Here is a 12,881-nt window from a genome sequence, read left to right as displayed (position 1 = left end):
TACAGCGATAGAACACTGGAAAGCGCGGAAGGCGGGTGAGCGTCATGCTGAGAATCTTCAGCTCAATCAACAACCAGGTCGAGCAGATCGAGAAACCCGAGAACGGCTCCTGGCTCTGTCTGAGCGAGCCGACAGATGTGGAGCTCGCCACCGTCGCATCCCAGACCGGCATCGACCTGGCCGATCTGCGTGCCCCTCTGGATGACGAGGAACGCTCCCGCGTGGATGTCGAAGACGACTACACGATGATCATCGTGGACATCCCCACCGTGGAGGAGCGTGGCGGACGCGACTGGTACGAGACCATCCCTCTGTCGATCATCGTGACCGAAAACCTCATCATCACCGTCTGCATGCAGGACACGCCCGTGCTGCACCCGTTCATGGAAGGCACCATCCGTGGGTTCAACACCTACATGCGATCCCGGTTCATCCTGCAGATCCTCTACCGCAATGCCACGATGTACCTGCGATACCTGCGCATCATCGACCGCGAAAGCGACAAGCTCGAACTGAAGCTGCGTCACTCCATGCAGAACCGTGAGATCGTGATGCTCATGGAGCTGTCGAAGACCTTGGTGTACTTCACCACGTCGTTGAAGTCGAACGAAATCGTGATGGAGAAGCTCACCACCCTGCAGCGCATCAAGCAGTATCCGGACGACGAGGACCTGCTCGACGACGTCATCACCGAGAACAAGCAGGCCATCGAGATGGCCAACATCTACAGCGGGGTCCTTGCGAACATGACCGACGCCTTCGCGTCGATCGTGTCCAACAACCTGAACAATGTGATGCGCATCTTCACGATCATCTCCATCACGCTGTCCATCCCGACGCTCATCTTCTCGATGTACGGCATGAACTTCGTGCCCGGACAGCTGGGCATGCCGTTCACCGACAAGACCTGGGGATTCACGCTCATCATCGTGATCTCCATCGTGCTCTCCGGCGTGGTCACCTGGTTCCTCACCCGCTCCCGACTGTTCAAATGAGTTTGGATTGCCCTGTGCATGCTGTGATGAATGCTGTGAAGGGTCTTTTTATCATGAGGTCAAAGTGCTGATGCTGCCGTCGCGACGTCCGGTCCCATGCCGTGAAGACGGGGACATCCTAGGCCATGGCGCGGATCGGGCCGGGGCGGCTCATTCCATCCGACGCAGTATGCGGCGGCATGCGATCCGGGCGATTGCCGTGGCATCGGGCATGGTCGCATTGCTTTCCGGATGCGGACAGATCCAGGTGACGGCCGTATCGGGCGCACCGGAAGGCCCGACCATCGCCATCGGCGTCGCGGCGGACGAGCCGGGCGTCAGCGTGTGGCACGATGGCACATACGAGGGATTCGACGTGACTGTGGCGAAATATGTGGCGTCACGTCTCGGATACGCGAACAAACAGATCGTATTCAAGCAGGTGCGTCCCGAAAACCGTCAATCCATGCTTGACAGCGGACAGGTCGATCTGGTGGTGGCATCCTGGGCCATCACCGACGAGTCCCGCGCCGCGGTCGATTTCGCCGGACCATACCTGACCACCGGCGTGGGGCTTCTGGTACGCGCAGACGACCGTACGACGCTCTCCGCGGACGGCGACAGTGTGGGCGAGCTCGGGCGACGCAATATCTGCGTGGTGAAAGGCGACGAAACGGCATCGATGCTCCTCGAAAACCATAGTGATGCCGTGGCGCAGGAACGCGACAGCTACGCCCAGTGCGTCACTGCGCTCGAAGCGGGATCGGCCGACGCCATCGCCTCGGACCAGGTGGTGCTGGCCGGTCTGCGACAGGCCAACGGTCCGCAGTACTCGGCTCTTCTGACGGATGCGGGAACCGTCTCATACGGAATCGCTGTCGGCAAAGGCAATGCCCGGTTGGCCGGAACGATAGCGCAGTCACTCAAGGACATGGTTGCGGACGGCAGCTGGGACGACGCCCGCAGCACGCTGGAGAACCAGACCATGCTCGCTATTTCGCGTGACGGCACTCCCGGCGCCATCGTCTCGGATGATGAATAACGAAAAGGAACGTGTCCAGTTACGCGGCTACCTTGCTGATTTATGAGTGACAACGAGAAGAGCACGCAAACCGAAGAGCCCGGCTTCCGTTATAACGCCCGATTGGCGCAGGACATCGAGAACAAATGGCAGAAGATCTGGGATGAACGCGGCACGTTCTGGGCCGCCAACGTCAATGGCGACCTGAAGGACGGCAAGGGGCGCAACGCCGACGGCCGCACCGCCTATTTCGCCATGGATATGTTCCCCTACCCCTCCGGCAAAGGCCTGCATGTCGGTCATCCGCTGGGCTATCTGGCCTCCGATGTCGTGAGCCGCTATCACCGCATGAAGGGCGAGAACGTGCTGCACGCCATGGGCTACGACGCCTTCGGTCTGCCTGCCGAACAATATGCCGTGCAGACCGGCCAGCATCCGCGCGTGACCACCGAAGCGAACATCGCCAACATGTCCCGTCAGCTGCACCGCATGGGCCTGTCGTTCGACAACCGCCGCACCTTCGCCACCATCGACCCCGGCTATGTACGCTGGACGCAGTGGATCTTCTCCCGCATCTACGAATCCTGGTATGACGACGAGGCCACCAACCCTTCCGGGACCAAGGGCTCCGCGCGTCCGATCAGCGAGCTTGTGACCAAGTTCGAGTCCGGCGAGAAGGCCATCCCCGGCCATGAGCATGACGGCAAGGCATGGGCCGACCTGACCGATGCGGAGCAGCAGGATATACTGAACGACTTCCGACTGGCATACATCTCCAAGTCACCGGTCAACTGGTGCCCCGGTCTGGGAACCGTGCTCGCCAACGAGGAGGTCACCGCCGAGGGCAAGTCCGAGCGCGGCAACTTCCCGGTGTTCCAGCGTGAACTGCGCCAGTGGTCCATGCGCATCACCAAGTACGGCCATCGTCTGATCGAGGACCTCGACGGCATCGACTGGCCCGAGAAGGTCAAGCTCATGCAGCGCAACTGGATCGGTGAATCCCATGGTGCCTCCGTGCACTTCAGCGTTGCCACCGCCGATGGCGACAAGGACATGGAAATCTACACCACCCGTCCCGACACCCTGTTCGGCACCACCTTCGCCGTGGTCTCCCCGGAGCATAACCTGCTGCAGTACGTCCCCGCCGAATGGCCTGCCGGCATACCCGAAGCATGGAAGGGCGGCTACGCCAGCCCTGCGGAAGGAGTCAAGGCATACCGTCTCGCCGCCGAATCCAAGACCGCCAAGGACCGTGTGGACGAGGGCGGCGAGAAGACCGGTCTGTTCACCGGCCTGTACGCCACAAACCCGATCACCGGCGCGAAGCTTCCGCTGTTCACCGCAGACTACGTGCTGATGGACTACGGCACCGGTGCCATCATGGCCGTGCCCGGTGGCGACCAGCGTGACTACGATTTCGCCGTCAAGTTCGGCCTGCCGGTGATCTACACCGTTCAGCCGCTGCCGGATTCCGGCGACGATCTGGCCGATTACGAAGGCAAGGCGCCGTTCGTCTCGCATGACGGCATCGTGATCAACTCCTCGGTGGACGTTACGGCGGCCAAGGGCGACGCGCTGTCCCTGAACGGGCTTCGCGTCGATGACGCCATCGCCAAGGTCAACGAATGGCTCGAATCCGCCGGCGTGGGCAAGGGCACGGTGAGCTACCGTCTGCGCGACTGGCTGTTCTCCCGCCAGCGCTACTGGGGAGAGCCCTTCCCTATCGTCTATGGCGAGGACGGCACCCCGCACCTGCTGCCGGACTCCGCGCTGCCCATCAACCTTCCCGACGTGCCCGACTACGAGCCGCGCACCTTCGACCCGATGGACGCCGAGTCCAACCCCGAGGCGCCGCTGAGCCGCAACGAGGACTGGGTCAAGGTCGAGCTCGATCTGGGCGATGGCGTCAAGACCTATTACCGTGACACCAACACCATGCCGAACTGGGCCGGCTCCTGCTGGTACTACATGCGTTACATCGATCCGGCCGACACCAAGCACATGGTCGAAAAGGACGAGTTCGACTACTGGATGGGCCCGAACCACAACAAGTACTCCGGCGACGAGGGTGGCGTGGACCTCTACATCGGCGGCGTGGAGCATGCGGTGCTGCACCTGCTGTACTCCCGCTTCTGGCACAAGATCCTCTTCGACCTGGGCTACGTGGACTCCGCCGAACCGTTCCACAAGCTGTTCAACCAAGGCATGATCCAGGCCTACGCCTACACCGACGACCGTGGTCAGTACGTGCCGGCCGACGAGGTCGTGGAAGGTCCGGCCGACGCCTCCGGCGAGCCGACGTTCACCTGGAACGGCGAACACGCCAACCGTGAGTTCGGCAAGATGGGCAAGTCACTCAAGAACATCGTGACCCCGGACTTCATGTACGAGAACTACGGCGCCGACACCTTCCGCCTGTACGAGATGAGCATGGGCCCGCTGGACGAGTCCCGCCCGTGGAACACGCGCAACGTGGTGGGCGGCATGCGCTTCCTGCAACGCCTGTGGCGCAACGTGGTCGATGAGACCACCGGCGAGGTGCACGTGTCCGAAGACACTCCGGACGAGAAGACGCTCAAGCTGCTCAACAACACCATCGCCGAAGTGACCGTGGAGATGGAGGGCATGCGTCCGAACACCGCCATCGCCAAGCTCATCGTGCTCAACAACCATCTGACTTCACTGAAGTCCGTGCCCCGTGCCGCCGTGGAGCCGCTGATCCTCATGCTGGCACCGATCGCGCCGCATATCTGCGAGGAGATGTGGAACAAGCTCGGACACCCCGAATCCCTCTCCGCCGAACCGTGGCCGGTGGCCGACGAGCGCTACGTGGGCCATGACACCGTGACCGCCGTGGTGCAGATCAAGGGCAAGGTGCGCGCCAAGCTCGAAGTTCCGGTCGACATCGATCCGGCCGACCTCGAGAAGCAGGCGCTGGAGGCTGTGGCGGACCGTCTTGGCGGCAAGCAGCCGCGCAAGGTCATCGTCAAGGCGCCGAAGATCGTCTCCATCGTGCCCGCCGAATAAGGACGGCCGACACCGGCAATGTGGATAACTCCAGAAGCTGGAACCACATACCCCGATTCAGCTGGACATTATGCCCATGCGTCCATCACCGTGGATGCATGGGCATTTTTCGTATCGCGTCAACAGCGTCAACATCGCCAGCAAGATCAACGGCGTCATCGGCATCATGTCGGCTGCAGGGCTTGCACGGCGGATTCGATCGCATCGGATCCGGATTCGGGCATGCCACGCAAACCGCGCGCGATGCCGGTCGCGTCGGAGAGATTCCTCCACCACCTGGTTATGAGGGTATCCATCCATTGCCGGATCGGGTTGCGGCCGACAGATCGTCATCCGATGATTCAAGTCATTCATCCGGCTTCGATGATGTGGCAGCGGCCGGCACAATGGCGCGCGACCGGAAACCGCTCGGCGAACTGATCGGAGTACGGCTCTCGGATTCGGTCGCAGAAGGTGCAAGACGGAACCGGGACAAGCCACGCGTGGTGTTCACGGTCAACCATGCGCTGGCGGTGATCCTGATCCTGATCGCGGCATTGGGCGCCAGCTTGGCGTTGCTGGTGCAGCAGTCGATGAATCTGACGGCATTGTCATCAGGCATCGGCACCTCATCAGACATCGGCACAGCGCAGCTGGATGGCGGCGAAGCGGATGCGGACGGCGACACTCGAACAGGTGATACCGATCCCGGTGACGATGCCCCCTCCAACCCTGGTCTCGACACCGGTTCCGCCGCCGGCGACGATAGTGAAGCCGATCCCTTGCCGCAGGCCGATGACCACCGCATCGATCTCAACACGGCCACATCCGAGCAATTGCAGACCATCAACGGCATCGGACCGACCATGGCGGAGCGTATTCTCGCCCATCGCGAATCCATCGGACGGTTCTCATCAGTCGATCAGCTTCTCGACGTCGACGGCATCGGCTCCAAAACCCTGGAGAAGATGCGGGGGCAGGTGACGGTGCGATGAACACCGCAACGCATATCGTGCATGATGCACCGCCCGCCATCGCCGGAGCGGATTGGATGCTACGCGAACAGGGCAGTCGGGACTGGCGCATGCTTCCGGTGGCGCTGGCGCTGTGGGCGTCCAGCCTTGCATCGCATATCGCATTCGACCGATGGTCCGGCCAACAGCGCATCGACATCCCTGCCGGGTCGTTTGGCATGACTATATTGCCGATAACCGTTTTCGCCATCATGACGGTACTGACATTGGCCGTGCTCTGTGCGGCGTTCCATACCAAGGCGCGTTGGGCTGGTGCGATCGCGGTATGCCTCGCCATGGCCTGTATCGGTGGCATTACCGCTATTGCCGCCGACACAGCCGAATGGCGCGACCCTGCGGCGATATGGGCCAGAAACCAGGGTGGTCTGACACAGGTGCATGCCACGGTGTCCGCTCCCGTCATGACCTCCGACCAGAGTGAGTACGGTTGCCGGATTGATGTGCGGCTCAACGATATTGCGCCTGCCATGCAGGGAGCGGATGGCGGATTCCGGCATTCGTCGGCGGACGTCCGTGTATATGCCGCGGAATCGTATTGCTCCCGATTCCGCAGAGGGGCGACGTATCGCTTGTCCGGCACCCTGCAGGAAGCCGAATACGGGCGTATGCCGTTATGGCTCCTGCTGCAGGGCGGCGATTCCGTCGTGCGGATGGCCGATGGGCCACCGTACCGGACCGCCATAGAGCATATGCAGCAGTCGTTCTTCCTGATCACCGAGCAGTTGTCCGATCAGGGACGCGTACTCGTGCCGGGACTGACCATGGGCGTGCTGGGACAGGATTACGTGAGCGTGTCGCCTTCGGACCACATCGGCTCGCCTCTCGACGACACCTATGCGGCCACGCTTGAAGAACGGTTCCGCCGATCCGGCATCATGCATCTGATGGCCGTCTCCGGAGGCCATTTCATCATGCTGGCGGAAGCGGTCCGACGCCTATGCCGACGATGGCTGATATGCCGGCAGCTCAGCGCCGGAGCGGTCGCCGGCGCGTATCTGGTCCTGGCCCTATTGGTCTATCCCAGTGATTCGGTGACCCGTGCGCTGATCATGGGCCTGATCGGCGCCGGAGCCTATGCGCTGGGACGCCGATCCCAGTCATTGAGCGCCCTGTGCTGGACGGTGACCGGTACGCTCATCCTCGAACCGAAAATGTCGCAGAGCTATGGATTCGCGTTGTCCTCGGCAGCGGTGCTCGGCATGGTGCTGTTCGCCGGACCGATCGGCAAGGCGCTGGGACGCATGCTGCCGGAAGCCCTCGCACAGATGGTGGCGATGACCGTGGCGGCACAGTTGTTCACACTGCCGATTCAGATACTGATGGAACCTGAGCTGCCGTTGCTTTCCATACCGGCGAACATACTGGTCTCACCTGTTGTGGGCTTCTCGACGATTACCGGGCTCATGGCGCTCGCATGCGCATGGTGCCTGCCATGGTTGGCAGGCGCGCTCGCCTGGGTCGCCTCGGCAGGCACATTGGTGATGGAACGGGTGGCGATGTGGCTGGGCGGCAGCACATGGTCTGTGATGCCCTGGCCGGATGGGATATCCGGCGCCGTACTGATTCTGCTCATTGAAGCCGCCTGCATGGTGATCGTCATGGCCGTGAGCCGATTCGCGCGTCGCCGCACCATACCGGACATTCGGCCTTCCGGACAACGGTTCGGCTCATCGCGCCGGGTACGGTTCGCCATCTGGTGGCAGGAGACGCGGCGCATGCTCCATATGACCGCATCAGACGGGAGCACATGACTCACCATTGGCCGCAATCCCATGCGGAAGATGTCATCCGAGTCGTTTCAGCAGCGATTCCACATGCCCCTTGGCCCGCACATTGTAACGTGCCAGTTCGATGCGCCCATCGGCGGCGATGGCGAACGTGGAACGCAATACGCCCACGTGCGTCTTGCCGTACAGCTTCTTTTCGCCGTATGCGGCATACCGTTTGTGCACGGTGAGGTCCGGGTCGGACAGCAGCGGGAACGACAGGTGGTCGCGCTCGCGGAACCGCTGCAGCTTGGCCACGGGATCCTTGGATACGCCGAGCACCGTGTAGCCGAGCGACTCGAGGCGGGCCATGTTATCACGGAAGTCGCAGGCTTCGGTGGTGCAGCCGGGGGTCATTGCGGCGGGATAGAAGTACAGGATCACGTTGCGGCCGGCCGTGGTAAGCGCGGACAGCGTGACGCTGGTCTGGCTGCCGTCCGGTTCGACGGCGGTCAGCGTGAAATCAGGCGCAGGCTGGCCGGGCTCAAGCCGTGCGGGCATCGTCGCCGCGTCAGTGGCGTTGTTCATATCCTGGGGTTCGATATCGCTCATACCGTCCATCGTAGTGCGCGGAACCGGGCAATGGCGGGGCTGACACCGATTATGTCGGGCTTTGTCCAAAGGATGTGGGGTGATGGAAGGCATGGCCAGATCAACAGCGAATGCACCGGTGACGGTGGTGCCGGGCGGAGACTCATATCTGAACTCCATGCGCGTCAAGGAACTCTGCACGGCGGCGCTCAGGGCGCGCCCGGACGCGGAATTCATCGAACTGGACGCCACCGGAGCCGACCGGTATGCATTCGATGAGGCCGTAAGCCCCTCGCTGCTCTCCGATGTGGCGGTGGTCAGGGTCGACAACCTGCAGAACGCGGACGAGAAACTCGCCGAAGCCATCCTCGCCTACACCAAACAGGCCGTCAGGGACCCGCAGGGTTCCAGCGTGGTGATATGCCAGCATGAAGGCGGGGCAAAAGGCAAACGCCTCCTCGACCAACTGGTGAAGGCCGGGGCGCGCACGGAGGATGTACCGGACCTGAAGAAGCCGGACGCGCAGCTGAACTTCGTCTACAAGGAATTCGAGAAGCGCAAACGGCGAGTGGAACCGGCAGCAGCGCAACAGCTGGTCGCCGTACTCGGCGGCAAGACCGGCGAACTCGCCGCGATGTGTGAGCAGCTGTGCTTTGATTTCGACGACGATCCCATCGCGTTGCAGCGTGTCAACCAGTATTTGACCACCAATCCACAGGTCACCGGCTTCGCTGTCGCCGACAAGGCGCTTGAAGGGCACACGTCGCAGGCCATCGTCATGATGCGTGCCGCTGTGGAGCAGGGGACCGACCCGATAGCGCTGATCGGCGCCCTGGCCATGAAACTGCGGACATTGGCCAAGGCTTCCGCGGTGAAATCCGGCACCATCTCGCAAGCGGAGGCCAAAACGAACCCCTGGGTGTTGCGCAACGCCGCAAGACAGCTTGGCGGCTGGACCTCTGCGGGAATGTCCCATTGCATCCGCATGCTGGCGTGGGCCGACGAGCAGAGCAAAACCAACGGAGGAGACCCGCTCTACGCGCTGGAACGCTGCATCGAGGACATCAGCCACAAAGGACGACCGGCATAGACCGGCATAAACCCTCCCGAGGCGCGCGAGGCGCTCGACACCAATACCAGCGGACACACAGACAGTACAGAGGATGACACCGGACATGAACACGATCACGACACACGCATCCACCGCACAAGCCATGCGGCAGCTCGGCGCACAGGTGGCCGGCCAAGTCAGAGGAGGTGACGTGCTGCTGCTCTCCGGGCCGCTCGGCGCCGGCAAAACCACGTTCGCCCAAGGATTCGGCGCGGGATTGGGCATCGAGGAGCCCATCGTCTCACCCACCTTCACCATCGCCCGCGAACTGGACGGACGATTCGCCAACGGAACCGCCGCCCATCTGGTCCATGTGGACGCATACCGACTCGGAGGTGCCGCATACGCACCCGGACAGGACGCCATCGGCCGGCTCCTTGACGAACTCGAATCGCTCGGCCTCGACGAAGAACTCGAAGACCCCGGCGAGAACACCGTGGTGCTGATGGAATGGGGCGAACAGATGGCCACCGCATTGGCCGACGAACGATTGGAAATCCACATCGGCAGACCATTGGATCCGACGGCCATCAGGGAGCACGGCGACCAGGACGGCCTGCAAGACAGCCAGCCTGTGCTCACCAGCAACGGCATCCGCACGGTGACCTTCGTACCAGTGGGCGTCCGCTGGCAAGGCTTCACCATATAAGAGACCAACGAGCCACAATGGGCAGCGTCCGCACGCACGCGCCCACAGGCTCTCTTCGATGTACACTCTCTAAAGGTTCGGTACGGATAATGCCAAGTGCGCGTGAGCATACAGCTAGGAGGATACATGGGTTGCACACTGGTGATTGACACCTCATTCGGTTCGACGGTCGGCGTCGTGGGGCATGAGCCCATCGTCGAAACGGATTCGCGCACCCATGTGGAGAAGCTGCAGGTCAACATCGCACGTGCAGTGGAACAGGCCGGATTCGCCCCACAGGACATCAGCACCATCGTGGCAGGCATAGGCCCCGCCCCCTTCACCGGTTTGCGTGTGGGAATCGTGGCTGCCAAGGCGCTCGCCTTCGCCACCGGCGCCAAGCTGCTCGGCCAGAACGCACTCGAGCCGCAGGCGCAATGGAACGCAATACGCCGCGGGAAGAACGGCACTCTCGGCAATCCGCGCAATCGACATGTGCTGACGTTGGCGGTCAACGATGCACGCCGCAGGCAACTGTATTTCGAATTGTGCTCAAGTCCGGCTGCGGATCAAGGGACGGATGCTCCCGAGCCTGCCAAGCCCCTGATCGCGATGGACATCGATTATCCGGCCTCCATCGTGGACCGTGTGAACCAAGCCGTCGAAGCGTACGCCGCCGACGTTGACGGCGATGTGATCGTGGACGTGATCGGCCACGGCGCTCGCAGGTATGCTTCCGTGCTGGCCGATATCAGGCATCTGGGTGATATCGACGACGAATCGGTGCTCGACCAGGGTGCGCAGGGGCTGGGCATATTCGCGGCGGAGGCGCTGCTGAACTCCGGCCTGCATCCGGATGCTCCGGTCGAACCGTTGTATCTCCGCCGTCCTGACGCTGAGATTCCGGCGCCGCTGAAGCATGTGCTTGGCCATGAAGGTGCGGAGCGTAACGCCTGATGCTGATCACCCAACAAGAACTCGGCCATGAACAGGCCGTTGCCGCCATGCGGTCGCTGGAAGTGGAGCTCTTCGGCAACCACGCATGGAGCGAGGCCTCGGTGAGGCAGGAACTGGAACTGCCGAGCCGCACCTACGTGTTCGATGTCGCGGAACCGATGCCGCAATCGGATGCCGATGCGCCCTCGGTTCGCGGATTCGCGGGATACTGGTATGACGGTGAGGACGCGGAAATCATGGATGTCGGCGTCGGCAAAGCCTACCAGCGGCACGGCATAGCCCGGGCTCTGATGACGGCGCTCATAGACCATGCCCGTGCGGCCGGCGCGCGAAGGATGCTGCTGGAAGTCAGTGTGATTAATGCGCCTGCCCTCGCCTTGTATCGGGGCTTCGGATTCGAACGCATCGGACTGCGCAAACGCTATTACCAGCCCGAGGGCATCGACGCCTATGTGATGGCCTTGGACCTGCAGCCGCGCGTCGTGGGATTCCAACCTTCCGGAGCCGGCGGCGCCAACGTCGCCGAGGCGATTGGTGCGGAGTCCGGAGGGTGCATCGATGAGAATGCCGATGAACGGCAGAAGAGAAGTGGACAGGAGCTGTAACCATGAGCGAGCCGATTGTATTGGGCATCGAATCCACCTGTGACGAAACCGCGGCCGCCATCGTGCGTGGCCGCGAGCTGCTGTCCAATGTGGTGGCTTCGTCAATGGAGGAACATGCGCGTTATGGAGGTGTGATTCCGGAAATCGCTTCACGTGCGCACGCCGAGGCGTTCGTGCCATGTGTCTCCAAGGCGTTGGCCGACGCGGATATGACCTTGGCTGATGTCGATGCCATTGCGGTCTCCGCCGGTCCGGGGCTGGCCGGCTGTCTGGCCGTGGGCGTCTCCGGTGCCAAAGCGCTGGCATGGGCTGCGAACAAGCCGATCTATGGTATCAACCATGTCATAGGCCACATCGCGGTCACCCAGTTGCAGTTTGGCGCCTTCCCTCCGGATACGCTGGCTCTCATCGTCTCAGGAGGCCATACCTCGCTGCTGCATGTGGAGGATATGCCGCGCAGAATCGACGTGGTCGGCACGACGCTCGACGATGCGGCGGGAGAATGCTTCGACAAGGTGGCGCGCCTGCTCGGCTTCCCCTATCCGGGCGGCCCGCACATCGACCGTCATGCCCAGCACGGCGACCCTCATGCGATCCGTGTGCCGCAGGGCCTCACCCAGGGCAAGGCAGGAGCTGCGCATCCGTATGATTTCAGCTTCTCCGGTGTCAAAACCGCCGTGGCCCGTTGGGTGGAAGGGGAGCAGGCCGCAGGGCGGGAGATTCCAGTGGATGATGTCTGCGCCTCCCTGGCCGACTCGGTGGCCACCGTGCTGGCCCGTAAGGCCATGCGCGGCTGTGAGCAGTATGGCTCCGATACGCTGATCGTTGGCGGAGGATTCTCCGCCAACTCGCAGTTGCGCGCCAAGCTGCTCGAATTCGGCGAGCGTCATGGTGTCGATGTACGCATCCCGCAGATCAAGCTCTGCACCGACAATGGTGCCATGGTCGCCATGCTCGGCGTGAACCTGGTCGAAGCCGGTGTGGCTCCCAGCGCACCTGACTTTCCGATCGATTCCACCATGCCGCTGACTCAAGTGTCAATGTGATTTCGTGCGGATGCCTGAAATCGGCGGAATAAGGCGCGACATGCCTACACGCATGTAATTTGCTTTTTTTCAGACGGCATGTAAGATATGTGACTTGTGCGCGAGAGAAATCTCAAGCATGACAGCATTCCTGCGTAGCTCAGTTGGCAGAGCATCCGACTGTTAATCGGACGGTCGCTGGTTCAAGCCCAGCCGCAGGAGC

The 12,881-nt window shown here is 62.2% G+C and carries 12 protein-coding genes and 1 tRNA gene; 11 read left to right on the top strand and 2 right to left on the bottom strand.

Features of this window, described 5'->3' with window-relative positions; translation table 11 throughout:
- Positions 1–44: 44 nt before the first annotated feature.
- The 3 genes from BW09_RS05575 to leuS all read left to right on the top strand — a co-directional run bounded on the left by BW09_RS05575 (position 45) and on the right by leuS (position 5,022).
- A complete protein-coding gene (locus tag BW09_RS05575) occupies positions 45–995 on the top strand; it encodes a magnesium transporter CorA family protein (protein ID WP_044088893.1) in 951 nt (316 codons plus the stop codon).
- Between the two features lie 184 nt (positions 996–1,179).
- Entirely contained in the window at positions 1,180–2,016 is an 837-nt protein-coding gene (locus tag BW09_RS05570; RefSeq protein WP_161788295.1) for a transporter substrate-binding domain-containing protein, read from the top strand.
- 42 nt (positions 2,017–2,058) lie between these two features.
- The gene (gene leuS, locus BW09_RS05565) at positions 2,059–5,022 is read left to right on the top strand and encodes a leucine--tRNA ligase (protein WP_140462342.1); all 2,964 of its coding nucleotides are present in this window, start codon (positions 2,059–2,061) and stop codon (positions 5,020–5,022) included.
- A 164-nt stretch (positions 5,023–5,186) separates the two neighbouring features.
- On the opposite strand, the gene BW09_RS11110 is transcribed toward leuS, so the two are convergent.
- Positions 5,187–5,318 carry a hypothetical protein gene (locus BW09_RS11110; RefSeq protein WP_258185003.1) on the bottom strand — a complete coding sequence of 44 codons (132 nt, stop codon included), beginning with the start codon at positions 5,316–5,318 and terminating at the stop codon, positions 5,187–5,189.
- Between the two features lie 3 nt (positions 5,319–5,321).
- Here BW09_RS11110 and BW09_RS05560 point away from each other — a divergent pair, with 3 nt between their 5' ends.
- Positions 5,322–5,996, top strand: coding sequence for a helix-hairpin-helix domain-containing protein (locus BW09_RS05560; RefSeq protein WP_258185002.1), 675 nt, complete (start codon positions 5,322–5,324; stop codon positions 5,994–5,996).
- A gap of 89 nt (positions 5,997–6,085) precedes the next feature.
- Entirely contained in the window at positions 6,086–7,786 is a 1,701-nt protein-coding gene (locus BW09_RS05555; RefSeq protein ID WP_140462440.1) for a ComEC/Rec2 family competence protein, read from the top strand.
- Between the two features lie 33 nt (positions 7,787–7,819).
- Here BW09_RS05555 and BW09_RS05550 read toward each other — a convergent pair whose 3' ends face one another.
- Positions 7,820–8,353, bottom strand: coding sequence for a peroxiredoxin (locus BW09_RS05550; RefSeq protein ID WP_140462341.1), 534 nt, complete (start codon positions 8,351–8,353; stop codon positions 7,820–7,822).
- Positions 8,354–8,444: 91 nt separating this feature from the next.
- Here BW09_RS05550 and holA point away from each other — a divergent pair, with 91 nt between their 5' ends.
- The 6 genes from holA to BW09_RS05520 all read left to right on the top strand — a co-directional run bounded on the left by holA (position 8,445) and on the right by BW09_RS05520 (position 12,880).
- Positions 8,445–9,422: a DNA polymerase III subunit delta gene (holA, locus tag BW09_RS05545; protein WP_140462340.1), complete on the top strand. Its 978-nt coding sequence runs from the start codon at positions 8,445–8,447 to the stop codon at positions 9,420–9,422.
- Between the two features lie 85 nt (positions 9,423–9,507).
- A complete protein-coding gene (gene tsaE / locus BW09_RS05540; RefSeq protein ID WP_140462339.1) occupies positions 9,508–10,092 on the top strand; it encodes a tRNA (adenosine(37)-N6)-threonylcarbamoyltransferase complex ATPase subunit type 1 TsaE in 585 nt (194 codons plus the stop codon).
- A gap of 126 nt (positions 10,093–10,218) precedes the next feature.
- Positions 10,219–11,028 (top strand): tRNA (adenosine(37)-N6)-threonylcarbamoyltransferase complex dimerization subunit type 1 TsaB, encoded by an 810-nt coding sequence (tsaB, locus tag BW09_RS05535; protein ID WP_140462338.1) that lies wholly within the window; start codon positions 10,219–10,221, stop codon positions 11,026–11,028.
- A complete protein-coding gene (gene rimI / locus BW09_RS05530) occupies positions 11,028–11,633 on the top strand; it encodes a ribosomal protein S18-alanine N-acetyltransferase (RefSeq protein ID WP_140462337.1) in 606 nt (201 codons plus the stop codon). The genes tsaB and rimI overlap by 1 nt, the downstream gene beginning before the upstream one ends.
- Positions 11,634–11,635: 2 nt before the next feature.
- Positions 11,636–12,679: a tRNA (adenosine(37)-N6)-threonylcarbamoyltransferase complex transferase subunit TsaD gene (gene tsaD / locus BW09_RS05525; RefSeq protein WP_140462336.1), complete on the top strand. Its 1,044-nt coding sequence runs from the start codon at positions 11,636–11,638 to the stop codon at positions 12,677–12,679.
- A gap of 128 nt (positions 12,680–12,807) precedes the next feature.
- Positions 12,808–12,880 (top strand) — tRNA-Asn (locus tag BW09_RS05520).
- Position 12,881 lies beyond the last annotated feature (1 nt).

Source organism: Bifidobacterium sp. UTCIF-1, from assembly GCF_006408915.1.
GTDB classification, from domain to species: Bacteria; Actinomycetota; Actinomycetes; order Actinomycetales; family Bifidobacteriaceae; genus Bifidobacterium; species Bifidobacterium reuteri.
Note: the sequence above shows the minus strand (reverse complement) of the source record. Positions and strands in the feature narration are given on the sequence as shown.